The organism is Alteromonas sp. ABH4_453, from assembly GCF_056160665.1.
In genome coordinates this window covers 304,239-328,400 of the sequence record NZ_JBSWXP010000001.1, presented here as the reverse complement: position 1 = coordinate 328,400, position 24,162 = coordinate 304,239, and the positions used below count along the sequence as shown (strand labels likewise).

At 44.0% G+C, this 24,162-nt stretch carries 17 protein-coding genes; 11 read left to right on the top strand and 6 right to left on the bottom strand.

All coding sequences use genetic code 11. The features are described 5' to 3' along the window. Window positions 1-54 precede the first annotated feature (54 nt). The 4 genes from ACXAGV_RS01415 to ACXAGV_RS01400 are packed head-to-tail and all read right to left on the bottom strand — an operon-like array spanning window position 55 to window position 4,788. Window positions 55-1,470: an ABC transporter ATP-binding protein gene (locus ACXAGV_RS01415; RefSeq protein WP_474871223.1), complete on the bottom strand. Its 1,416-nt coding sequence runs from the start codon at window positions 1,468-1,470 to the stop codon at window positions 55-57. Further along, entirely contained in the window at window positions 1,467-2,336 is an 870-nt protein-coding gene (locus ACXAGV_RS01410; RefSeq protein ID WP_474871221.1) for an ABC transporter permease, read from the bottom strand. The genes ACXAGV_RS01415 and ACXAGV_RS01410 overlap by 4 nt, the downstream gene beginning before the upstream one ends. Continuing rightward, complete coding sequence (locus ACXAGV_RS01405) at window positions 2,333-3,316, bottom strand: ABC transporter permease (RefSeq protein WP_474871219.1); 984 nt, start codon at window positions 3,314-3,316, stop codon at window positions 2,333-2,335. Before ACXAGV_RS01405 ends, ACXAGV_RS01410 begins: the two co-directional genes overlap by 4 nt. 2 nt (window positions 3,317-3,318) lie before the next feature. Then, window positions 3,319-4,788 (bottom strand): ABC transporter substrate-binding protein, encoded by a 1,470-nt coding sequence (locus tag ACXAGV_RS01400; protein ID WP_474871217.1) that lies wholly within the window; start codon window positions 4,786-4,788, stop codon window positions 3,319-3,321. 522 nt (window positions 4,789-5,310) lie between these two features. On the opposite strand from ACXAGV_RS01400, the gene ACXAGV_RS01395 reads away from it, so the two are divergent. After that, window positions 5,311-8,565 (top strand): WD40/YVTN/BNR-like repeat-containing protein, encoded by a 3,255-nt coding sequence (locus ACXAGV_RS01395; RefSeq protein ID WP_474871215.1) that lies wholly within the window; start codon window positions 5,311-5,313, stop codon window positions 8,563-8,565. A 138-nt stretch (window positions 8,566-8,703) separates the two neighbouring features. After that, window positions 8,704-10,800, top strand: a complete 2,097-nt coding sequence (locus tag ACXAGV_RS01390) for a TonB-dependent receptor (protein WP_474871213.1) — start codon at window positions 8,704-8,706, stop codon at window positions 10,798-10,800. Here ACXAGV_RS01390 and ACXAGV_RS01385 read toward each other — a convergent pair. Together ACXAGV_RS01385 and ACXAGV_RS01380 are read right to left on the bottom strand one after the other, a co-directional pair. Beyond that, window positions 10,795-11,343 carry a PepSY domain-containing protein gene (locus tag ACXAGV_RS01385; protein ID WP_474871211.1) on the bottom strand — a complete coding sequence of 183 codons (549 nt, stop codon included), beginning with the start codon at window positions 11,341-11,343 and terminating at the stop codon, window positions 10,795-10,797. The two genes, ACXAGV_RS01390 and ACXAGV_RS01385, sit on opposite strands and share 6 nt — an antisense overlap. A gap of 113 nt (window positions 11,344-11,456) precedes the next feature. Beyond that, the gene (locus tag ACXAGV_RS01380) at window positions 11,457-12,605 is read right to left on the bottom strand and encodes a hypothetical protein (RefSeq protein ID WP_474871209.1); all 1,149 of its coding nucleotides are present in this window, start codon (window positions 12,603-12,605) and stop codon (window positions 11,457-11,459) included. A gap of 4 nt (window positions 12,606-12,609) precedes the next feature. Between ACXAGV_RS01380 and ACXAGV_RS01375 the strand changes: the two genes are divergently transcribed. The 9 genes from ACXAGV_RS01375 (at window position 12,610) to ACXAGV_RS01335 (ending at window position 24,113) form a co-directional block, all read left to right on the top strand. Then, window positions 12,610-14,061, top strand: a complete 1,452-nt coding sequence (locus ACXAGV_RS01375; protein ID WP_474871207.1) for a radical SAM protein — start codon at window positions 12,610-12,612, stop codon at window positions 14,059-14,061. Between the two features lie 10 nt (window positions 14,062-14,071). Continuing rightward, window positions 14,072-15,796, top strand: a complete 1,725-nt coding sequence (locus ACXAGV_RS01370) for a DUF1223 domain-containing protein (protein WP_474871205.1) — start codon at window positions 14,072-14,074, stop codon at window positions 15,794-15,796. 204 nt (window positions 15,797-16,000) lie between these two features. Beyond that, complete coding sequence (locus ACXAGV_RS01365; protein ID WP_474871203.1) at window positions 16,001-16,954, top strand: dienelactone hydrolase family protein; 954 nt, start codon at window positions 16,001-16,003, stop codon at window positions 16,952-16,954. 205 nt (window positions 16,955-17,159) lie between these two features. Next, a complete protein-coding gene (locus ACXAGV_RS01360; protein WP_474871201.1) occupies window positions 17,160-17,891 on the top strand; it encodes a YehS family protein in 732 nt (243 codons plus the stop codon). 93 nt (window positions 17,892-17,984) lie between these two features. Beyond that, window positions 17,985-18,929: an alpha/beta hydrolase fold domain-containing protein gene (locus ACXAGV_RS01355; protein WP_474871199.1), complete on the top strand. Its 945-nt coding sequence runs from the start codon at window positions 17,985-17,987 to the stop codon at window positions 18,927-18,929. A 31-nt stretch (window positions 18,930-18,960) separates the two neighbouring features. Beyond that, on the top strand, window positions 18,961-19,509 hold the full coding sequence (gloA, locus tag ACXAGV_RS01350) for a lactoylglutathione lyase (protein WP_474871197.1): 549 nt from the start codon (window positions 18,961-18,963) through the stop codon (window positions 19,507-19,509). A 288-nt stretch (window positions 19,510-19,797) separates the two neighbouring features. Further along, the gene (locus ACXAGV_RS01345; protein ID WP_474871195.1) at window positions 19,798-20,454 is read left to right on the top strand and encodes a hypothetical protein; all 657 of its coding nucleotides are present in this window, start codon (window positions 19,798-19,800) and stop codon (window positions 20,452-20,454) included. 79 nt (window positions 20,455-20,533) lie between these two features. Next, the gene (locus ACXAGV_RS01340) at window positions 20,534-23,878 is read left to right on the top strand and encodes a thrombospondin type 3 repeat-containing protein (RefSeq protein WP_474871193.1); all 3,345 of its coding nucleotides are present in this window, start codon (window positions 20,534-20,536) and stop codon (window positions 23,876-23,878) included. Between the two features lie 10 nt (window positions 23,879-23,888). Next, window positions 23,889-24,113, top strand: a complete 225-nt coding sequence (locus ACXAGV_RS01335; RefSeq protein ID WP_474871191.1) for a hypothetical protein — start codon at window positions 23,889-23,891, stop codon at window positions 24,111-24,113. The last annotated feature ends 49 nt before the right edge of the window (window positions 24,114-24,162 follow it).

The following is a 24,162-nucleotide window of genomic DNA, read 5'->3' as shown; positions in this document are numbered from 1 at the left end:
ACGGTTTGCGTATAAACACACGAAAGTGCCCTGAATCTTGTCTTCCAAAAGCCGTTATATAACGGCTTTTGATGTTGTGAGAGTCTGAAGGTCAATGACGCGGTCACAGACTTTTTCTAGCTGTGTTCTATCGTGGCTGATAAAGAGCACCGTGCAATTTTCTTCTCTGCATTGATCGACAAGTAAGTGAGTAATTGCCTTACTTGTAATGGGGTCGAGCCTAGATGTTGGCTCGTCAGCTATAAGTAGCTTGGGCTTTAGTAGCAGCGCGCGCAGCAATGCAATGCGTTGAAGCTCACCTCCACTTACTTCAGAGGCGCTGCGCTCAAATAATTGCTGGCTAAGGCCTAGTTGAGCTGAAAGTAAATCAGCACGCTTTTTAGACACATTGTGAAGCTTTATTACGTCATCAATCAATGATTTAAGCGTAGTGTGATCGGCAAATGAACTTGGGGGATCTTGATATAGCTTTAGGGTTTGATAACGGTGTAAAAGCGTATGAAACGCAATATTGCCTTGATAGGGTAGAAGCCCAAGTAGAGCATCACCTAGAGACGTTTTTCCACTGCCGCTATCACCACAAAGCCCGACAATTTCGCCTTCCCCTAAAGAAAAACTAAGGCCAGTAAATAGTGTACGGTTACCTCTTATAATTGTGAGGTCATTCACCGATACCAGCGGTGCAAACCTATACGTTTTTTTTGTTGTAGCCGTCCAGTGTTGCGGAGCCGACGCAATAAGGGCTTTGGTATAATTTGATGAAGGGGAGGACAGTATCTTGCGGGTATCACCTTTTTCAATCAGTTTCCCGTTTTTAAGCACCATACATTTACCACCCAATGCCTCTGCCACTGAAACATCGTGCGTAATGGTAAGTAGCGTACCGTCGTCAGCTTTTTGCTTTAGTTGCTCAATAATATGATGTTTGCGTCCGGCATCTAGCCCTTTTGTGGGTTCGTCGGCTAGAAATAAAGGTGCATTAGTCGCTGATGCACAGGCAAAAGCAACACGCTGTGCCATTCCACCAGAAAGTTGAGAAGGGACCTTATCACTGTCGTCCTTAAGAGCCAGGCTGTCTAGCTGTGTCTTCGCACTCTTTTGTGCTTCGCGAGCACCGTTGCCCAATGTAAACCGAAAAACTTCGGCGACTTGCTGGCGAATTTTCATCATTGGGCTTAGAGAATGCCATGGCTCTTGCGGCAGCATAACAATGTCTCGCCCCCACAATTGTTCACATTCACGTCGGTTCGCACGAAGCATATCTACACCGTTTACCAGAACATTTCCCGTAACCCTCAGTGCAGGCGGTAAGTCGCCCATAATTGTTTGCGCTAGCAGACTTTTACCTGCCCCGGTTTCACCCAATATAGTCAGTGTCTCGCCTTGTTCAAGGTTAAGGGATAGATCCTCTACAATAATGGTGTCTTGCGCGTAAATTGATAGGTGTTCAATAGCAATGTATTGGCTCACAGTTTGCGCTCCAATGCATCACTCTTTGATAGTCTACTGCTGCTGTCAAAAATGAACTTATTTAAACGAGGTGTTTTGTCACTCTTCGCAGAAAGTAAGTGAAAGCCCAGTACGAGAACGAATAGGGCGAAAATAGGTTGTGCGAGCAGCCAAGGTGCTTCGTGATAGTATGGAAAAAGCTCAACTATCATCAGCCCAAGCTCAGGGCTGGGTGGTTTTAAACCAACATAAACGAAGCCCACCGATGCCATGGCGATAATTGAGGAGGAGGCACCAAAGGCAGCAAGTGATAACACGTCTTGTCGAATGGCGGGCCATATATGCTGACTAAATAAATAGCGTCTTGGAAAACCCATTAGTGTAGAGTTTTCCAGTGCAGGGCCTGTCACTACTGGTAGAGTGATAGCACGTACCAGCCTGAAGTACTCGACGGCCAGTACTAAGGAAATGGCTAAATACAGCATAATGAAAGAGCCTGGTACTAGCGCCGCGAAAAGAAGAATAAGTACCAGTCCGGGGAGCGCCAATATTGTATTGGCAATGAAATTCAACGTCGTATCTACCCAACCTCTACACCACGCTGCAATTATGCCCGTTAGCACGCCAATGATTGATGAACTTAGTACACACAGTGCAGCGAGAGAGAGTGATATGCGCAGACCCTCTGAGATTCTGGCTAACATGTCGCGTCCGAACTGATCTGTACCTAACCAATGTTGCGCACTTGGGGCTTCGAGCACTTGCTTTAAATTTTGTTGATTACCGTTTGTTCCCAATAGAACAGGCTCGCCCAACGCAAGTAATAAGAGCAGCATCAAAAGTGAAATGCCTATCACTTTTTCAACAGGTAAGGCGGGTGTCTTCATTGGCTATGTCCTCGATTTTCCCTCACCCTTGGGTCGAGTGCATACTGACTTAAATCGACAAGTGTGTTGACCAATACGAATAACATGCCCATTAGCAAAGCAGTGCCTTGTAACATAGTGATGTCGCGGGCAAAGACAGCATGGGAAAGTCCGTGTCCTATGCCGGGCCAAGCAAAAAGGCTTTCAATCATAATTACGCCTTCAATTAACCCGATAAGCTGTATGCCCATGAAGGCTAGAGCAGGTATTACAACGTTAGGTAGCGCATGGCACCTAAACGCCTCTAGAGCGCTTAACCCTTTTATCTTGGCGAAATGGAAGTAACCCGATTGAACCGCATTAACAGTACTATTGCGAATTACGCGGTTTGATATAGCCGCCAGGCTTAACCCTAAGGTCATTACAGGTAATATGGTATAGACAAAGCCTGAAGAGCCCGCAACCGGAAGCCAGTTGAGCTCTAGTGCAAAAATAAAGATGAGAATTAGCCCCAAGCAAAAGACCGGTTGAGAGCGCACGAACGTGGAAAACACTAATGTTGTTTTATCAAAAAGAGAAGCACGGCTTTTAGGAGTATTTTCACTTTTTCGAGCGCTTCTGATGCCGCTATAAATTCCCAGAGGAAACGCAATTAATGCGGATACCAGAATAGCTAGTCCAGCGAGAACAAGGGTGTAAGAAAGCTGATTTTGTAGCTCAACAACAATGGGGGCCCCCGTGACCAAGCTTGTTCCTAAATCCAGAGAGGCTAAATCAGTCATCCAGCTTACGTACTGTTCGAAAGCGCTTCTGTGTAGACCAAGTTCTTCTGCTACGGCATTAGCGGCACTTGTGCTTACCGCATCATCACCGTAGCGGCCAGCAGCTATTTTGTAAGCCATATCTCCAGGTAGTGAACGGGCTATAATAAATGTGAGTGTACCTACACTCCACGCCATCAGTACTGCTTGAAGCAGCCGTTGAAGTAGGATTTTTCTCATTGCTATGGGGTTATTCTCATTTGAGATACACGAAAAGAGCGCTCGTAAGGGTCGAAGCTGAAGTTTCTAAGTCGCCTAGATGTAGCCGTTTGCTGTACATAGTACATAACGGGGATGAGAGGAACGTCTTTTTGAACTTCTTGCATAATTGATGATATCAACGATTTGTAAGCGTGTTCATCCGTGGTGTGACTTAAGGTTTTTAAATCACTAAACACTTTTTCATTTTGCCAGTTCATTGGCCCCCAATCTCCGCCTTCTTTTGAAGAAAAGTCAGCCAGCATTATACCGAGAGGGTCTGGGATGTTAGCAAAGTTACGCGCCATAAGTGCAGTCTGCAATGTACCATCAGCATGCCCTGAAGGAATGGCACTTACATTTTCCATATGGACAGAGAGCTTTACTCCAATGCTAGCCCATTGATCTTGAATTGCAGTGGCAATGGTAATGAGTTCTGGGCGATTGGCATACGTAATCATATCAAGCGATAAAGGTGAGCCACCTTTGTAGCGCACTCCATCCTCACCTACTAACCATCCCGCGTCGGTTAGTAGCTGTGCCGCTTTTTTCCTGTTTAATAATAAGTCTCCATTTTCAACACTGTTATTTATTGTTGGATTATTGTCTGCGTCACTCATTGAAATAGTATTGGTAGCATTATCTGTGGCAGTAGAACGAATATGCCAGTCTCGAATATTTGGACCAAATAGCTGATCAGCAGAGATATTCGATATACGCATTACGCCAGATGCAATGCCTTCCCTGTCAATCGCTAAACTCAGTGCTTGCCGTACTTTTACATCTGAGAGAATAGGATGACCGCTATTTAACTTAATCAAAGTGGTGCGAGGGATCTTGTCACTAAACACGTTTACATTTGAGTCAGTGCGCAACATGCTAACCGCGGCAGGGTCGAGGTTGTACACAATATCCGCTTGCCCCGTTCGTACCATAAGCGCCCGCGTTTCAGAGCGGTGACCCGTTACGTACTCAACGTTTTCGATAACAGCGGGCTCGCCCCAATAATTGTCGAAGCGTGTGGTTGTAATATTGTGGGGTGGTTCAAAGTTCGCAATCTGATAGGGGCCTGTACCTATTAAGGTTTTAATTCTGTTGAACTTGCCGAAGGTTGCAGGTGCCACGATCGCAGTTGCATAATTACTTAACAGGGAAGGGAAAGGACGGTAACTTTGGTTCAAGGTGAACTGGATAGAATATTCTGATACCACCTCCATGTTGGCGATCATATCTTTTGAAAATGGCGTTGGTTTACCAAACGCGACCGAAAGGCTTTTGTAGACGGCGTCGGCGGTCATTAATGTGCCGTCATGAAAATACACATCAGGACGTAAATTGAATGTCCAAACGGTAAAGTCCTCATCATTTGACCATGAGCTAGCAAGTCCTGGGATAAGCTGACCTTGGTTATCTACGTCTATGAGTGTTTCCAGAATTTGCATTCGTGTAAACATGTAGCCGGTACTTGCCGGATCGTTATTGACTGGTTCAAAAGGACCACTGATCAGAATTTTGTTTGTAGGTTGTGAAGGTGTGCAGGCACTAAGTAGAACGCTGGCAACGACGAGTAAAATTGTTAGATGTCTAATCCGCATATTATTTTTATGTATTCCCTTCGAGCTTTTAAGCTTTTTCGTGTCTATTTGAATCCTGTGAGTCAGTATTAGTATTTAATATTCTTAGGCTGACCACCCTGAATAGTAAAACAAAGCGCCAGATTGGATAATATACGATTTGTTGAATAAATGTACATATTGAGTCGGTAGGACTAAACTACTTTTGAAAAATGCACTGGCTAATGACCATCAAAATATTAAGTAATGTTAAGTCGGTGCACAATATTTTCAACTGTTGTAATGGGCAGTTGGTCGTATGTTACATTGTAACTTTAAGCATTTATTAGTAATGCTATAAAGCGATAATTTAAAAATTAAAAAAAGGGTTTTGAGCCCTATCAAATACACTGGATAACAATAATGAAAAAGCTTCTTAAAGCGGCAGTTGCTGTATCAGTTGCACTTGCGTGCACCCCCACCTTTGCAAACAAAAACGACAAGAATGAAGTCTTCAGCAGTTCAACATTCAAAGCAATGGAGCTTAGAAGTATTGGGCCTGCCTATATGTCCGGCCGAATAGCCGATATTGCCATAGATAAGAACAACCCGTCTACATGGTACACCGCAGTAGGCTCTGGCGGCGTGTGGAAAACCACTAACGCGGGCACAACGTGGGAGCCAATCTTCGACGACCAACCCGTTTATTCTATTGGCGATGTAACCATTGCACCAAGTAACTCAAATATCATCTGGGTGGGAACAGGCGAAAACAATGGCGGTCGTCACATCAGTTTCGGCGACGGTGTTTACAAATCTCTAGATGGCGGACAGACCTGGAAAAACATGGGGATGTCGAAGTCAGAGCACGTTTCAGACATTATTATCCATCCTACTAACCCAGATATCGTGTGGGTGTCTGCCCAAGGTCCACTGTGGAGTGGCGGCGGCGAGCGCGGCTTGTATAAAACTACCGACGGGGGAGAAAACTGGAAGCAAGTACTTAAGCCTGCTGATAAATGGACGGGCGTAACATCCTTACTTATCGACCCGCGCAATCCAGATAAACTTTATGCAGCAACGTGGGCACGTCAACGCTCAATTGGTGCTTACGTAGGCACAAACGAAGGCGCAGGTATTCATACTTCTAACGATGGTGGCGAAACCTGGATTGAGCTTAAAACAGGGTTGCCAAAAGGCAATATGGGTAAAATTGGTATGGCTATATCGCCTATGAACCCTGATGTTATCTATGCCACTATTGAAACGGATAATCGCGGTGGTGGCTTTTATCGCTCAGCTGACCAGGGCGCTAGCTGGACTAAGATGTCTGATGAAGTAGGCGGCGGTACTGGCCCTCACTATTATCAAGAAATTTTCGCCGACCAGCATCAGTTTGACCGTGTTTATATCGCCAGTAACTACAGTAAAGTATCAGACGATGGCGGTAAAACATGGACGCCTATTAATACTAAGCGCAAGCACGTGGACGACCACGCCATGGCGTTCCACCCTACCGATCCGGATTTTGTGTTAATGGGATCTGACGGCGGTATTTACATGTCTCACGACAGAATGGCGAACTGGCGCTTTATGGCTAATTTGCCGTTGACTCAGTTCTATAAAGTTGCGCCAGATGATTCAAAGCCTTTTTACAAGGTTTACGCAGGTGCGCAGGATAACTCAACGCAAGGCGGCCCTTCACGCACTATGCGAGAAGAGGGAATAAAGAACAAAGATTGGTTCTTAACGTTAGGTGGTGACGGACACGGCCCAGCGGTAGAGCCAGGCAACCCGGATATTATGTATTCTCAGTGGCAGCAGGGTAACTTGACCCGCGTGGATATGAAAACCCGAGAAGGGGTATACATCAAGCCTCAGCCACTACCAGGCGACCCGGCAGAACGATACAACTGGGATGCACCGATAAATGTTTCAGCTCACGACCCTGCTCGTATTTACTTTGCATCACAGCGCGTTTGGCGAAGCGATGATCGCGGCGACAGCTGGACGCCGGTATCAGGCGATTTAACAAAAAACGGTAATCGTATGCATTCGCCATTGATGGGGCGCACTTGGTCGGTAGAAGCCGGTTGGGACTTATATGCCATGACCGAATTTCATACCATCGCCAACTTTGCTGAAAGCCCAGTGGATGAAAATATTCTGTGGGCAGGCACTGACGATGGAATCATCCAAGTTACAACTAACGGCGGCAAATCGTGGAAAAAGATTGAGTTAGACGATATCAGAGGCATTCCTGCCAATTCCTATGTGAATGATATTCGCGCTGACTTGTTCGATCCAAATACTGTATATGTGGCACTAGATAATCACAAATATGGCGACTATAAACCCTATCTTATTAAATCGACTAACTTAGGCAAAAGCTGGACATCGCTTGCTGAAGACCTGCCTGAGAAACATCTTGTTTGGCGTATAGTGCAAGACCATGTGAACAAAGACTTGCTCTTTATCGGTACAGAGTTTGGTGTGTTTTTCTCGGTAGATGGCGGTAAAGACTGGGTAGAGTTAGACGGCGGTATGCCGACTATTTCAACCCGCGACGTGAAAATACAGCGCCGAGAGAATGACCTAGTGGCCGGTACTTTTGGTCGTGGTATCTACATTCTTGATGACTATGCGCCGCTGCGTTCATTAACCGAAAAGTCTATGCAACAAGACGCCATTTTGTTTGGCCCGAGCCGCCCAGTTAAATGGTTCCAGCTAGATGACAATCACACAGACTCTGACGGCGACGACCGCTTTGTTGCTGAGAACCCTGAACACGGTGCAACCTTCACCTATTACCTGAAAGACAGTTTGCTTACGGCAAAAGAAAAACGCCAAGAAGCAGAGAAAAAATTAATAGAGGATAAGAAGTACCCTAAATATCCAAGCTGGGAAGCCGTGGAAGCAGAGAACCAAGAAGCGGCGCCAGCAGTCTATGTTGAGGTACGCGACAGCGACGGAGACGTTATTAAGCGCGTCGAGGGTAAAGCAAAGAAAGGCTTACATCGCATCACCTGGGATATGAAACATACATCCACGAGTCCACTTACTGATAAAGAGAGTAAGGATAGAGGTTTAATGGCACTGCCAGGCACCTATACCGCAACCTTATTTAAGCGTGTTGGTGCTATGGTTACGCCACTGTCTGAACCTGTTTCGTTTGAACTTAAGCCTATTGTTCAAGGCGCGCTTGAAGGTGCCACATTTGATGAAATTGCTGCTTATTCAGACAAGGTAAGCGGTGCGCAAAAACGAGCACTGTCTTCTACTACGGTGCTAACGCAGCTTAAAGATACAATGGCTCTTTTGCGCACAGCTATCGACCGCACGCCAAATGATGTAACTAAACTTGAAGCCCAATTTGCTGAGATTCAGAACGAGATAAACGAAGTGAACAGAGCGTTTTACGGTCTTAAGTCTCGCGATAGAATGGGCATCAAGCCGGCGAATATCATGAGTCGCCTGCGTTATGCACGTTCTGCGTTAGGTTCATCTTATGGGCCGACACAGCAGCACAAAGATCAGCTTGGTTATGCTCAAGACAGCCTAGATAGTGTAGTTACGCGTATCAGCACCTTGCAAAACACTGCTGTACCTGAGCTTCAGCAAGCAGTACTTGATGCGGGTGGTCCATGGACTACGGGGCTTCCTGTAATCGCTAAATAGCGGTCACTCGGCATTATTGTGCTTAATACGCGGCAGTAGCTTCACTGCCGCGTTTTTCGTCTTTTTTACCAAAATTTTCGATACATACTTATTTTTTCTTTTGTGTATCGCGTAGTGAGATCGTCATTGTTTTCTTTTTTGTTTGTATCCAACTCTTCAGTAAAATTAAAAGAATCATTAGGTAAACCAGTATTTAATGCATTGCCGCTTATATCTTCTTCAGCGTTTTTATTAGTCCTTTTTTTATCATTTTTGTCTTTGCCAAGCTTTGCTCTAGGTGAATCATATAATGAACTTGAGCGTTACACGGTAACGGCCACACGCCCCTACTATGACGAAACGCTTTCGCGCATATTCCCACACTACCAGTTTGATAAAAGTAACTTAGTATCTCCTTTGCACACCAATAATATGCTGCTTCAATCGCCGTCTGTGTCATTAAATGGTCAGGGTGGGCAGATACAAAGCATCAATATTCGAGGATTTTCACGATGGAGAATTCAAACCCTATTAGATGGCGTACCGATTGTCAGCGACAGACGGGCAGGTTCTAGCATAGGTTTTATCCCACCTGATTTTATTTCATCAGCATCCGTATTGCCCGGTGCAGCTTCCACCTACCTAGGCTCTGGTGCGATAGGGGGGGCGGTGAACTTACGACTTACGGAAACTCAAAAACCTTACTTAAGTGTGAGTTACAGCAGTAACCAGCAAATGAAAGCAGCAAGCTATGCTGGCACCAGTGCTATTTATAGCACGGAAAAAAGCGTAGAGAGTGAAGGGGTTTCAGATTGGAAAATTTCATACAGAAGCGCTAATAACGGTGAGGATGCGAACGGAAACCCGCTGTTTGATCAATTTGAACAAACAGGGTTGTTTCTTAGGCACAGACCTGAAAATAGCATCATAAAAGAGGCGTGGACGCTTTATTCTGATAATAGCGACATTGGTAAATCCAGCAGTGACTACCCTGAAAGCAGAATAACAACCTACCCAAACAATACCCATTGGCTTGGTAAGATAGCGTTCGAAGATAATTTGTTTGCTGGGAATGTCTGGTGGCATAAATCAACCTTAGATACCTCGGTGCTACAACTAGGAAGTCGCATAAATGACAGCGAAAATAAGGCGTTTGATTATGGCTTCAATATCAATGCAGATACGCAGATAAAAGGCTGGGACTTAAACTGGCAGTTTCAGCTATCCGGTCGTGAAGGTGTGGTGGCAGATGAGAGAGAATTCACATTAACCCCAGTCGAAAGCGCATCACCTCACTCTTCACTATCCAGTTTGATAACAAACGCATTTGAATCAGAACTTGGCTATGAAGTGAGTACGCTTGATGCCAGTGAAGTTAACACCGCAGCCGTTGTTGATACTTCACGTCAGTGGCAAAGCTTGTCACTGGCAATCGGTGCAAGGGTTGATTGGCAGCGACAGTCTGATGATTCAAGTGCCAGCCCAGCTCAGCCTAATGAAGCCCAGCCTAGTAGGTCGCAATCAACCACGAAATTTAGTGGCTATCTGGGCGCAAATTATCAGCTTTCTCCCCATTGGTCAGCTAGCGTGTATGTTTCTAGTGCATTTCGAAACCCATCGTTAACTGAGCGTTTTTTTGCTGGGGAAACTCCTCGAGGTACAGTGCTGGGTAGTACTCAGCTTGAGACCGAACAAGCCCTTAATAAACAGCTAACCCTGGCCTATAGCGCAAAACATATTCAGGGCTCGATTGAAGTGTTTCATCAGAAAATTGATAACTATATTGAACGTATTACAGTTGCTGAAGATGTACTTCAATATGCTAATTTAGATAGTGCAACCATAGAAGGCGCAAGCTATCAGGTTAGCTGGCAATCACAAGACAGCATCTTCGATGCTCGACTTAGTGGCATGTGGATTAAAGGGGAAGATAAAAGCGAAGGCAACGTGGGCGGTACTATTGCAGATGTACCCGCAAACAATCAGCGCCTAGATGTAGGTGTTAATTGGCAAGACACGCGTTTGTTTACGGTACTAAGTTATCGCGCTAGTAAGACAGACGTTACAGACGGCGAACGAGCCCTTAGCGATGTTTTTACCCTAGATATTGGCGCTGATTGGCAGTTAAATGAGGAGATAAAAGTTCAAGTAAGTTGGAACAATCTTACTAATCAACAGTATTACACCAGTACCGATGACAAAGCTGCGTTTGCTCAAGGTGAAAGTGTGCAGCTAGCCATCACTTATCAGTTATAAATTACTAAAAGGCTGGCGGTATTTCTTTTTACGGTATTTGCTTTTTAGTGTGCTGTACAGCATAACAAGGCCCGTTACCCACAATACAAAAAGTAATAGAGCTGCGGGCAAAAACAGCCATAGCTTGGCGCCTTCAAAGAACCAGCTACCGTCATGAATTGCTTCAATGGTGTCTGTACGGCGGTAGGCAACCTGAAGTACATCACCGCTTTGAGCGTCGAGCTGTATTTCCCAGTGATTCCTGCCACGCACTTTTATGATGCCTTTATTGGGGCGCACGTCTAACCGGTCTATATCATCCCATTTGTTTAAGTTAGCTTGTGGCACCTGTTTTACAGTATCAAGAACTTCATCAAAGGATAGTGTTGGGGCGCTGTTCTCTGATTTTTGCGTCGGCGGTTGGATCCAGTCGAATTCTTTTTTAACCTGCAATAACAAGCCGCTAGCGATAACAATGATCACAGGGGTAAAAATAACCAGTGACAGCCACAAGTGAATACTGCGACTGTACTTGCGACTGTTTTTGCGAAAGGAAGCGGACATGAAACAACACTTAAAACAAAACGATAAATACATCGCATACTATACGGTAATCTCGATAGGCAGTAAAAACCGTCTAGCGCGAGGTTTATCTGTTTAAACGGAATTATCCAGTGTCATTTAATTGCGGGGTGATTAAAATGAAGCCTTGTATCGCAGGTAAGCGAAACAACTGACTCGGTTAATATAATTTCGCCAATTTCTTGCCAATGCGCTTTGTCTATTCCTGCATCGTTAAAATTGGCAGCATATAAAACCCAAGACAGCGTCTGATTGGGGTAATGCTGTAGCGACAATTCATCTCGAAAGTCATCTTTGTCTACCAGTGGTGTATCTGGGGTCAATGCAGTTCTGAGCCAGTGAGGGCCTTGTATTTCGGCTTTTGTATCAGCTTCGCTTTTTATTTCAAGTTCGGACTTTATCTCGATTTCTTTCGAAGTAGTTGGCGCTGAAATGCTCAGTACTGACGTACTTTCTTCTGTATGCCCAGCCATTCTGGAGTTTGAATCACCGATCTTTACTGCGGCTAAATGAGAAACGGGTCTAAACCGCGCATTGGCTTTTTTACCGCTAAACACTTTATCGGCTTTCTCAAGGTCGCTTTCCAATCGATAGGCGGTAAGCAACTGGCTAAAGGGCGGCAGCTCACCAAGCGCTGGTTCGTTAGTCATAGGTAAGTTTGCAACGTGCTTTATTTTTGTACCCCCTAGCGAGTGCATTAAAAATATGTTCTCAGTAAGTGCACTATGGACATTGGGGAAGAGCTTAATTGCCATACCAAAAGCACGCTTATCTCGCTGCTTTGTTCCGCTTAAACTGACGGATGCCCTAACAATAATAGGTACCTCTGTGCCCGCTTGAAAAAGCCCAGAGTAAGGGCTGTTTTGACTCATCTTCCATATACCGGCAAAGCAAATTCCGTTGGCTTGAAGTAGCTTATGTTTGGTGTCTAATTCGATAAAATTTGCATCAGATGAAAGGGTTCTTTGAGCGTGTTTTAGCAGTATGTTTTCGTCGTTAACATCAAAGTGTTTGCGCGACACTTCATATTGCGGAAGGCTTGAGTAAGGGTCAGAAAAGACTAGGCTTTTCATTTCTTCGAACGCGCTCAATGGTGTTGCTACTTTGAATTGTGCTTCACTAGCTTCTGCATGACTTATTACACAATAAAACAATGTGGCTAGTGCAAAAAAGCGCCATGCCTTGAAAGTATTTTCAAGTGTAAAAGGTCTTTGTTGATACTGAGTAGCTTGAAAAAGGCACATTGAAATGACGTGCTCCCCTGGTATCACAAGAAATCAACAGCTTGCTTCTACACGAAAGCGAATGGGCGAACATTTTACTCCCAATCAACTTTTGGGGCGAACACATACCATTGGCTGTGTTGCTGTTGAAATCACGCAAAAATGTAATCTTGATTGCACCTTATGCTATTTGTCAGAGCATTCACAAGCAGTTCGTGATATTCCCATTCAAGAAGTATTCAAGCGATTAGACAATGTGCTCAAACACTATGGGCCTGGAACCAGCGTGCAAATTACTGGGGGCGACCCTACGTTAAGAAAACGCAGCGAGCTTATCGATATTGTTGCTTATGCAAATAAGCTTGGCTTACATACGGCGCTATTTACAAACGGTATTGCTGCCACTAGGGGCCTGCTCACTGAGCTTGTCGAAGCTGGGCTTAACGACGTTGCATTTCACGTAGACACCACCCAAGAACGCAAAGGTTATGATGATGAGCAGTCGCTAAATGCTATTCGTGAAGAATACATAGAACGAGCCAAAGGTTTGGGGCTCATGATCATTTTTAATACCACAGTACACACCGATAACTTCAAAGAACTGCCCATGCTGGTGGATTTTTTTGTACAGCACGCAGATGCAGTAAGTTTTGCTTCGTTTCAGCTGCAAGCTGAAACCGGACGAGGCGAGTGGGGCGCACGAACGGATGTAGTCGACCCGCTTACCGTAAAAGCGGCAATTGAAAAAACAATTTCTAAAGCTTTGCCATGGGAAAAGGTACGTATAGGTCATAGTGATTGCCACAGCTACATGCCCACTTTAGTTACCGATAATCAAGTCTATTCTGTCGTTGATAACGCGCAATTGTTTGCGCAATTTCTTGAGGACTTTAAGCATATACAAACAACCCGGCAGCACGGCACCGCAAAGATTATATGGGATTACAGTAAAGCGCTGCTTGCTCGCCCACAGTGGATTTGGAAGCTCGCGAAAGCAACATCGTTAAAGCTGTTTGAAATGCGTAGAAGCCTTTTCAAAAGTAAAGGACGTTTGCATAAACTGTCGTTTTTCGTTCAAAACTTTATGGATGCAAGTGCGCTGCAGCAAGACAGAATTGATGCGTGCTCATTCATGGTAATGACAGCAGACGGCCCTGTTTCAATGTGTAAACACAACGCCGAGCGCGATGAGCATATATTGAAACCACTTTCTTACACCAACCATCGGGGGCAGGTAAAGCAATATCAGCCTTTAGGCGAGCGGTATCGAGAGGATAACGTGATCCCTATTCGACTGCTTGCCGATGATAAGCCTATTCACGAACCCAACGAAAGGTCATCGAATGAATCAATCAGTAAGCCAGTTAGCGATCTAAACCAGGAGCTAACTCACAAGTCAACTCACGGGCTAAAAAACGATCTTGGCGCTAGACCAAATAGCGCTCCCTTAAATCAACAAACTTCAGAAATAGGATAAGGAAAAAGCCATGCAGTATTCTAATTCGCTAAAGTTTAACAGCGCTTTCGGTGACGCTTTACGGGCGTTTGTTTCATTGGGTTTAGCGTTTTTCTTGTTGTTTTTCGTACAAAGTGTAAGTGCAAGCGAAAAGCCAAATGAAGTAAGTTCAATGACTGCTAACGCTGAAACCCAAGCGCTTTTTATGCTGAAGCAAGCTTACAAGCAAGCGACTCAAGACTGGGAGTATGTATTAGCAAATTATGTTGATGAAGAAGGGCGAACTAATTTTAAAGGCTTGTCTGAGGATATTGCGCCGCTCGAAAATGTTGTGACCTTTATTGGCTTTGCTAGCCCAACCGCAACACCTGAATTATTCACTTCGCCAGAAGAAGTAATGAGCTATCACATCAATAGTTACAACGCATTGGCAATGTTTGGCGTGATTGAAAAAGGTATTCCGGATGGCTTTACAAGTTTCTTCTCTCGCGCCGCTTTTTTTAAGTTTCGGGATGTGGTGATTGGCGGGAAGGTCACTAATCTATACGACTATGAAAATGATGTGATAAGGCCGCTTAACGAACCAAGAGTACACTTCGCCCTTAACTGCATGGTGAAAGATTGTCCACGACTCCCTAAAACGCCATTTTACCCAGAGTCATTAAATGAAAAGCTAGAACAGCTTACCTATGAATTTTTCAACAAGCCAAAGCACTTCTATTTGGATGATAAACGCAAACGAGTGTATGTATCAGAAATATTAGACTTCTACACAGAGGACTTTGTTGCGTCGGGCAAAGCCAAAGATTTGCCCCAGTACATTAACCTATATATTGAGCAACCAATCCCTGCCAACTACAAGCTTCGCTTTATTGATTACGACTGGCGTATTAATGCACAGCCGGAACAGACCTATACCACAAAAGTTCAAGAAAACGGTTTAAAAAAGTTGCCTAGCCAAGTTTCGAAGAACCCCATCGTAGAGGCTGCTTTTGCGCTTCATTCTCGGGAAAGTAATACCCATGAACCTAAGCGTGGAACTGCATCAGAAGCGCCTTTTTTACTTACCAGCACGCCTAATCAAACAACCGTCTTGGAACTTTATACATCCCAAGGTTGCAGCAGCTGCCCACCGGCTGAAAAATGGATTTCAGGCTTTGTAGATAGCGAGAAGTTATGGACAGAGTTGGTTCCTATTAACTTTCATGTGGACTACTGGGATTACCTTGGTTGGAAAGACCCGTTTGCTGATAGTGCTTTTAGTAAAAGGCAACGAGACTATAAGCGTGTAGGCAAAGCCAACACTATTGCCACGCCCGGTTTTGCTCTAAATGGCCGAGCTTGGAACGGTTGGTTTCGCGGGCAGCTGTTACCGAATAAAACCGCCCCTTTGTCTGGCGCACTCCATGCTTCGATAGAAAACGACAACATAGACGTGACGTTCAATAAAGCAAACGCAAGCAAGGATAATCCTTCACTAACGGCACATAGGGCATTACTGGGCTTTGGCATAGAAACATCGGTAAAGCGGGGTGAGAACGCAGGGAGTAAGCTAACTCATGATTTTGTAGTGCTAGATTACGAAAAAGCGGTGTTAAGTAGCGAAACTGACAATGCTCGCGCATTTCAATATGAGACAAGCTTATCTTTGCCTAGCAATACGCATGTAGAAACCACAAAACGCGCCCTAGTTATTTGGGTATCCTATGCTAACGACCCTTCTCCAATTCAAGTTGCCGCGTCTTGGTGGCAATAAGTTGCTAAGTTTATGTGACATGAGGGTTATTGCCTTAAAAGGGAATCGTGCCTTGCTTCTTTGGCTATCCCACGTACAGTAGATATTATCGACATTTTTCGGGGCACGGTGTTTGTGCTACCACTTAATACCACTCAGCAAAGATCCTTACCCAATGAAGGGCAATTACCAATGCTAAGCGGTGTAAACTTAAGGTTTCAAAAAATGAAGCAAAATAACACCCCAAAACCGCAAAAAGTACCGCAAAAATTATCTCAAGAAGTAACGCAAAAAAAAGAACTTAACATCCCTCAAGAGGCATTTGATTGGTACGATGAATATGCCCACGGTGATATAGACCGTCGCACGTTTCTAACTCGCCTTGCTTCCCTTTCAGTTGCTGGCCTCACCGTGAGCGCTATTGGTGGCGCACTTATTCCTGACTACGCCAAAGCAGAGCAAGTGTCGTTTAATGACCCGGCAATTAAAGCTACTTACGAAGTTTTTTCATCGCCCAAAGGCCACGGTGAGGGCGGTGGGTACTTAGTGCAGCCCACTAGCTTACCAGAACCCGGTGTGGCGCCATGCGTATTAGTGGTGCACGAAAATCGCGGGTTAAACCCTTATATAAAAGACGTAGCCAGAAGGCTTGCTATGCAAGGTTATGTCGCTTTTGCCCCAGATGCACTGTTCCCATTAGGTGGCTACCCAGGAAATGATGACGACGGCCGCGCTATGCAAAAGAGCCTTGATAGGGACAAAATAGAGCAAGATATGGTAGCGGCAGCGCTGTGGTTAAAAGATCACGAAAAGACAACAGGTAAGCTTGGCGTGGTAGGTTTTTGCTTTGGTGGATATATTGCTAATTGTCTAGCAGCCAGCATACCTGACAAGTTGGATGCTGCTGTTCCTTTTTACGGCACACCAGCCAAGCAGCCGCTAGTCGACCAAGTAAAGGGTCCTCTATTGATTCACTTTGCTGAGAACGATAAGCGAGTGAATGCCACATGGGAGAGCTATAAAGCCATATTAGAGGAAAAAGACGCTGAGTATGAAGCTTTTACTTATGCCAAAGCACAGCATGGCTTTCACAACGATTCGACAAGTCGTTACAGCCCCAAAGACGCGGAGTTAGCATGGCGCCGAACGGTAGATTTTTTTAATAGCCATTTGAAATAATAAAAAGTGAAGCGGCCTTGTTAGGCCGCTTTTGTTGCTCAGCTTTTACCTGCAATTATCTTATCCATAGTGATGGGGATGACTTGCACATAAAAGCCCGCGATAGATGCGAATGGCCAAGTAGTGTAAAATTAAAAACGCGCGATTTGCGCTACACTTTAATCTATACCAATTATTGGCTACTCCACCTTTCAGGCCCACTTACATGATTCACAACGATGTTCTACGTCGCCTCCGTTATGCATTAGCTATAAACGACACCGCCGCAATAAGTATTTTTAAATTAGTTAACTACGACATGGAAATTGACTATTTACATGCCGTGATGAAGCGAGAGGGAGAGGACGGCTATTTACCGTGTCGCGATAAGATTATTGCGCTGTTTCTTGATGGATTGATTATTAAAAACCGTGGGCGTCAAGAAGGGCAAATGCCTCAAGAGCTCGGGCCAAAAGAGCGACTAAGCAATAACGAAGTGCTGCGCAAAATCCGTATTGCTATGAGTTATAAAGATGACGATATGATAGCGGTACTTAAATTAGCAGACTTCAGAATAAGTAAAGGTGAGCTGTCAGCATTTTTTAGAAAGCCAGACCACCGCAATTACAAACCCGCAGGCGATCAAGTGGTCCGTAATTTGTTGCAAGGCATGGTGAAAAAGTATCGACCAGATTCATCAGGTAACGGCCGCAGCGCGCAAACAAGTCTTAACAAGCCAGCCGCTAATGTGTCAGAAAAAAATCGGACAAACGATAGAAAACGCATTAAAGGTAAACCGAACGGGAATAACCCTCATACTAATGAGTCAAGAGTTGCGTCTTCGGCAACTAACAAAGCTAAGCGCGTAGTTAGCCAAAGTGCTAACAATGAAATGCAAAAGGGCAAGAAGCACACTAATACATCTGTGTGGGGTGAGCTACCTGCTAAAAAGCGGTGAATCAAGTTCACCGCTAGATGGCTTCCATTTGCCAGTGCTTGAGAGCTTGTTAGGCTTACTGACTTCAATCAACATAGGATGGGGCTTTTATTTATGCGGTTTACTTTTGGGCTCGCTACACTTCTTGGCATAGCATTAATGCTAGTAGGGTGCGGTACGACGAAAAGCGATAAAAGGGAAACAGAGAGTGAAAAGGCCGAAACGCCATACGCTAATTTAGATGACATTAAACCCCAGTCGATAGTTTACAAGACGGTTAATGGCAAAGATTTAGCGCTGGATCTATACATGCCAACTTCCTTAGGAACTGCCCCCACACTCGCCGTATGGGTTCATGGTGGTGCTTGGATGAGAGGGAGTAAAAACGAGACCCTGTCCAAAAATGGTAATTTAGTCGCTTCTTTGCTCAATGAAGGTGTTGCGGTTGCGGCAGTAAATTATCGTCTTAGCGGTGAAGCTATTTTTCCTGCAGCCCCCAACGACATAAACGATGCGATTAATTTTTTAGTTGATAATAGCGATAATCTTAAACTAAGCGCTGATCACGTGATCATGATGGGGCGCTCAGCGGGTGGGCATCTGGCCTCGCTTTTGACCACATCAAACAATGACGACGCTCCATTTCTTAATGCAAAGCCGCACTACCGCGTGATTGGTATGGTAGATTTTTTCGGACCCTCTGATCTTGTGGCCTTACGAGGCAACAGCGGCAAAGTGGATCACGACGCGCCTGATGCCGCAGAAGCTCAATTTTTGGGTGAATCTCCACTGGCTAACGAAGCCCTAGCGCGAGAAGCTTCGCCAACCACTTATATAGATAATGAAACGCCGCCTTTTATTATTTTTCATGGACTTGATGATGGTGTGGTACCCGCTACGCAAAGCGAATTATTAAGTCGCCGCCTAGACCAATTTGGCGTGCCAAATGAGTTATTTCTTGCTAAAGGTAAGCGCCATGGCGATCCGGTATTTGATACCGACGAATTTGTCTCGAAAGTAGTTAACTTTGTAAGAGAAGTTAAAAAGGAAAATAACTAAATTTATTTCAATAGAGTAAAAGGGAAAAATTATGAGCCGACATTTCGATAAGGCCGAAGGCCTGTATGAAGAAAAAGATGCTGCCACACAAGGCTTTGTGTTCAACCAAACTATGCTGCGCATTGCAGACCCAAAGCGATCGCTAGACTTTTACACGCGAGTGATGGGGATGACGCTCATTAAACGTCTAGACTTTGAAGAAATGAAGTTCAGCCTGTATTTTTTGGCAGCAGGTGAAGATTTTTCGGACATTTCTGACGATGAAGAGCAACGTACTCAGCAAACTTTTGGTCGCCCAGCTATGCTTGAATTAACCCATAATTGGGGCGATACGCCAGAAACCGTTAGCTATCATAACGGTAATGCCGAGCCTAAGGGCTTTGGCCACATTGGTTTTCATGTACCTGATGCAGAGGCTGCCTGCGCTAGATTTGCATCACTAGACGTTCCTTTTCAGAAAGGGCTTAATGATGGTTCTATGAAAGGCATCGCATTCATTAAAGACCCTGATGGTTACTGGATAGAAATTTTTAATGCGTCTAATGTATCCGCAACCTGTGCACCGCATTTGAAAAAGTAGGCGAGTCTTATATGTGAGATTCGCAAAAATCCGCGAAAGCTATCATTCTTGGGAGTAAGCTATTGCTTCAAGCTTACTTCCATAGTTAAGCAGGGAGGGTTTGATATGTTTTCACTTTTCGATTTCTCTGAAACTGTCATTATTTTTTACATATATAAAGCATTAAATTTGTATGATTAAAAAATGAACGCAAAAACATAGGCTTATATTTATATAAATTTAGGTTCGAAAAATGCTTACTAGAGATAGCTCAACATGGTGTTGGGCTAAGCTTTAGAGGGATTTTTGATGACTATAAAAGCTAACACAACAAATTCTAACTTCCGCAGTAAAACTTTTTTAACCCTTCTGTTTCTCTTTTCTGTCAGTTTTAACGCCAGTGCATCTATCATTTATGAATTGAGTACTGACGATATTGCTGATTGGGAAGGAGAATATACCTATTATGACTTTTCTGAAAATGTAGATGTTGAAATTTCTGGAGTCGTTGGCAGCTCTATGCCGTCAGAACTGCTAAGTTCTAGTACGAGCAGCTTTACATTAACGACTAACTACTTTCCTGACTTAGATGACGAAGCATGGTACGTAGGCTTGTTTCGAACACTAGGCTTAATGGCAGTAAGCGGACCGGAAAAGCTATTCTTGACGGTTGAATTTGATTCGGATATTACGGGTAGTGATTCACTAGCTTCTGCATATTTCGAAACAGACGATGGCGTCTCCTATTGGGATTTAGTCTCAGGTACGACAGTTGATATTACTGAGGCCGCTGGGAAAAGCGTTTTATTTGGCTTTCAGATTGAATCAGTTGATTCAGATCTGTTAGATACACTAAATGTAACTCAAATAAAGATCGAAAAAATTGCTCAAGAAGTAAGCGCTCCCCCAACGCTATCACTATTACTTCTTATATCACTACTAGGCATTCGCCGACTTTATAAATAACTCAATCATTCATTCTTACCTGGCATTGAACAACAGGAAGTGTCGTTTGGCTCGATGTCCAATTAATTGGAGATAGGACATGGTAAGGTTTAATTGCAATTACAATGGAAGTAAGCAGTTCACTTCTGAACAATTTATATATTCACTCTTTATATTAATATTTCTGTTGGCGTTAAATGTATCGCCAGTGAAGGCTCAGGAAGCGACAGGAACTTGGGAGGTTGTAGTAGGGGCACAAATTGACCAGGGCGACAGGCGTTACGATCGTTCCAATCGAGTTTACTACACAGAAAATACCATTTCGTTACCTGACGATTTAGATGAATACGTCGAGCTGCGGCTCGTAGTGACTTCATCTTCCTATCCGGTGGCAAATGCTGCGGGATTAACTACAGATAATTTACCCTATTTTACGCTCACTGAACCCTCACAAGATGTGCGTATTGAATTTCCTCGAACACGGGCGCGATTCGCTGTTAGTTTAAGTGTGATGCAGTTTATCGAATCGCAACCCCAGGATAGCGACGGGGATGGTATTTTTGATACAGACGATATATGTCCTCTTGATCCAAATAACGATATAGATAACGACGGCGTTTGTGGCGACGTGGACATATGCCCGCTAGATTTCGACAACGATGCGGACAACGATGGCATTTGCGGTGATGTTGATGTCTGTCCACTTGATCCCCTGAATGACAGTGATGGCGATGGAATTTGTGACGGTGAGGATATTTGCCCTGTAGACGCGAACAATGACTGTATTTTAATAGAGGGTATTGTGAACGGTGGGGGCTCTGCTATTGCAAATGCACAAGTTGAATTAGGCAATGGTGGGAATACGGTCTTCACTTCACTAAGCGGAGACTTCTCTGGAAATATCCAGGCCGGTACGCTGTCTTCAGACGGTTCTCGTCAGTTCTTCCCAATCAACGTAAAAGCACAAGGGTTTGCAACGGGTAACGCCAAAGTGCCTTTTGTTCCTGGTCAATTTAACTACAGAATTGTAGTTAGCTTACAGCAAGTTTCTGACACTATTGAAGAAAGTGAAGATGTGACGCAAAGTGGTGGTGTTGAAATTGTTAAAAACGGGAACCCAGTTGGCTCGTTAGAAATTCCTCTCACATCTCTTCCAACTGGCGTAACACAAGTAACAGGAACGGTAACTTATCTGGATCCAGAAACCGAAGACTTATTGTCAATGCCAGGCGGCGATTTGTTGGCACTACCAGAAGGCGCAGACCCGAATACCGACGACCCAGTTATTCTTGAGTCATTTGGCATGATGGAATTCAATTTATTTGACCAAGAAGGCAATGAAATTACAACTCTCTCAAATGATGCAGAAGTTTGTATGAAAGCCACATCTTCTCTCTCGGAAGGTGACGTTGTTCCATTGTGGTACTACGATGAAGACTTGGGCGTTTGGAGAGAAGAAGGGCAAGGAACGGTTGAAGAAAAAAACGGTATGCTTCTAATCTGCGGTAAGGTAAACCACTTCAGCTGGTGGAACTATGACAGACCTATAGAAACTCATGCTTGCATGCGTTTTGAAATGCGAGATGAGTTAACCAATTTGCCGATTGATGCTATTGCTTGGAATGCAGAAGGTGCGACTTATAGCGGTACTTCACCTACTCGTTCATGTAGTGACGGCGATGGCTCTTTCGACTCGTTCACTGTGAAAATGTCTACAGACACCTCTCCTGAATCTATTAAAGTTTACGGTTATATCGGCGGTAGCAAATTCTATTTGCGTAGCGATAATGACGGTACCTACTCTTTAGTTACAGATAGTAGTTTGGCAACGAGTTTTGATACGCCAGATGAAAACGGAAGCTGTTTGTTTGGGAGCTTGACAGGAACCTGCTGGCCTCTTGATTACGAAGAAGACGGCGATGGTGTATTACCAGTTGACTTAAACAATATTAACCTTCCTCCGGCAATCACAGAGTTTGAAATAACCGATAATCTCATTCAAATGGGCTCAAGTGTACCGTTGTCTGTGACAGTCACAGACCCTGAGGGAGGAGATGTTAGCCTTTCGTGGACTACATATTGTGGCTATTACGGCAACACATCGGGAGGCTCTTTGAGCGTAAATCCGCAATTTGGCACTTCAGGAACAAACTTTCAAAATGAATTTAATGCGCCGGATACTCTTTTTTATCCTGCGGAGTACTGTGAAATTCGTTTAGAAGCTTCTGATCCTTTGGGGAATACCAGTGTGGCAACTCGTTGGTTAACGGTTACATCGTCGCTAAACTATGACTTATCTGGGGTTGTCTACGGGGTCGATGGTTTACCTGCTGAAGGGCTGATGGTCGATTATTACAATTGGGAATGTAGCGTACAGCTTTCATCTGTAACTGACCAAAATGGAGAGTACTCTTTCCAATTTGACATCTCACAATGTGCATCGGATAGTGAATACTACTCACTTGGTGAGCTATTTGTTAATTTTGAAAAAGATGGCAATTTTTGGACATATAATAGTTATCTAGACAACTACTATTATAATGAATTCGATTCGCTGAGTGTTGGTATCGTTAATAATGAGCAAGGTTGCATATTAGATTCTGACTCTATGATAACTATGTGCAGTTTTGACATAAGATTGCCTACTTTGTGGTCCGCTATTGAGGGGGCTAGTACACATTTACCTGCAGGCGAAACTCATATTCTAAGCTATTTCTCTCACCCTTTTAACGGGCTTAGCGGAGTTTATTCATACAATGCTATTGAACTGGGAGAGAACGCGCAGTCTTTCGGGCCGATGAGCGTACCGGTTGGTCCAGGCACCTTGGAAGTTCATAGTCAGAATTTTGGAAATTACTCTCAGTACATCTATACCAATATCATAAATCAATCCATACATGTTTATGACATTGGCCAAATAGAGGGAGATGTTGAGGTTTATGTTTACGATTTTGATAGCTTACCATTGGAAAACGAACTCGTAACTATTACAAGTTACTCAGCATCAGGCTCAACTTCCTCCAGCAATACTGACAATAATGGTTTTGCTTCATTTGAGGTAGCTTTAGGTGAAATACTGGTGTCTTCTTCAAATGACAGTTTCTGGGGGACTTTGAGAAGAGCTGATGAACCTATGGTGGTAGAGTTGAATTCGCCTAGTATGTGCTTAATAAACCTCACTGCATATGACCCTTTAGGCCAACCTTTTACTAACGCTGAATATTATGTCAGTCAGACTGGAGAGACAGTAATTACTGATGAATACGGCAGAGCTTCATTCAGTGTTCGAGCTGGGGATTTATATCTAACCTCGTTTCAGTCTTTTTATACTGACTTCTGGTATGAAATTGATAATTGTAGAATGGTCAACGGAGTTCAAAGAGAAATAGATATTGTTGTGACTAGTTATTCTTATCAAACTCCTCAACCATCAATCGCTCAATAAGGAATTGAATATGAAAACATTAATACGTTTATTGGCTGGTTTATCAATTCTGATCTGTACGTCAACTTTTGTATTTGCTAACGAAAAGAGTGCTGATAGCATCTATGAGAAGCGTGAGGCACAACATGAGGCCATCAAAGAAAGTAAAGCGAGGCTTAAAGCTATTAAGCAAAAGCAAGTTGAGCAAAGAAGAAAAGAAGCGAAGAAAGTAATAGAAGCTAGAGTTAAAAAATAGCGCTATAAGTACTTCCTATTCATATAGTTAATGATTAGATTAGCTAAGT

Excerpts from the sequence above, each read along its gene's own strand:
- ACXAGV_RS01410 (WP_474871221.1), bottom strand. The coding sequence starts at position 2,336 with ATGAAGACACCCGCCTTACCTGTTGAAAAAGTGATAGGCATTTCACTT.
- ACXAGV_RS01405 (WP_474871219.1), bottom strand. The coding sequence starts at position 3,316 with ATGAGAAAAATCCTACTTCAACGGCTGCTTCAAGCAGTACTGATGGCG.
- ACXAGV_RS01400 (WP_474871217.1), bottom strand. The coding sequence starts at position 4,788 with ATGTTTACACGAATGCAAATTCTGGAAACACTCATAGACGTAGATAAC.
- ACXAGV_RS01395 (WP_474871215.1), top strand. The coding sequence starts at position 5,311 with ATGAAAAAGCTTCTTAAAGCGGCAGTTGCTGTATCAGTTGCACTTGCG.
- ACXAGV_RS01385 (WP_474871211.1), bottom strand. The coding sequence starts at position 11,343 with ATGTCCGCTTCCTTTCGCAAAAACAGTCGCAAGTACAGTCGCAGTATT.
- ACXAGV_RS01380 (WP_474871209.1), bottom strand. The coding sequence starts at position 12,605 with ATGTGCCTTTTTCAAGCTACTCAGTATCAACAAAGACCTTTTACACTT.
- ACXAGV_RS01375 (WP_474871207.1), top strand. The coding sequence starts at position 12,610 with ATGACGTGCTCCCCTGGTATCACAAGAAATCAACAGCTTGCTTCTACA.
- ACXAGV_RS01370 (WP_474871205.1), top strand. The coding sequence starts at position 14,072 with ATGCAGTATTCTAATTCGCTAAAGTTTAACAGCGCTTTCGGTGACGCT.
- ACXAGV_RS01365 (WP_474871203.1), top strand. The coding sequence starts at position 16,001 with ATGAAGCAAAATAACACCCCAAAACCGCAAAAAGTACCGCAAAAATTA.
- ACXAGV_RS01360 (WP_474871201.1), top strand. The coding sequence starts at position 17,160 with ATGATTCACAACGATGTTCTACGTCGCCTCCGTTATGCATTAGCTATA.
- ACXAGV_RS01355 (WP_474871199.1), top strand. The coding sequence starts at position 17,985 with ATGCGGTTTACTTTTGGGCTCGCTACACTTCTTGGCATAGCATTAATG.
- gloA (WP_474871197.1), top strand. The coding sequence starts at position 18,961 with ATGAGCCGACATTTCGATAAGGCCGAAGGCCTGTATGAAGAAAAAGAT.
- ACXAGV_RS01345 (WP_474871195.1), top strand. The coding sequence starts at position 19,798 with ATGACTATAAAAGCTAACACAACAAATTCTAACTTCCGCAGTAAAACT.
- ACXAGV_RS01340 (WP_474871193.1), top strand. The coding sequence starts at position 20,534 with ATGGTAAGGTTTAATTGCAATTACAATGGAAGTAAGCAGTTCACTTCT.
- ACXAGV_RS01335 (WP_474871191.1), top strand. The coding sequence starts at position 23,889 with ATGAAAACATTAATACGTTTATTGGCTGGTTTATCAATTCTGATCTGT.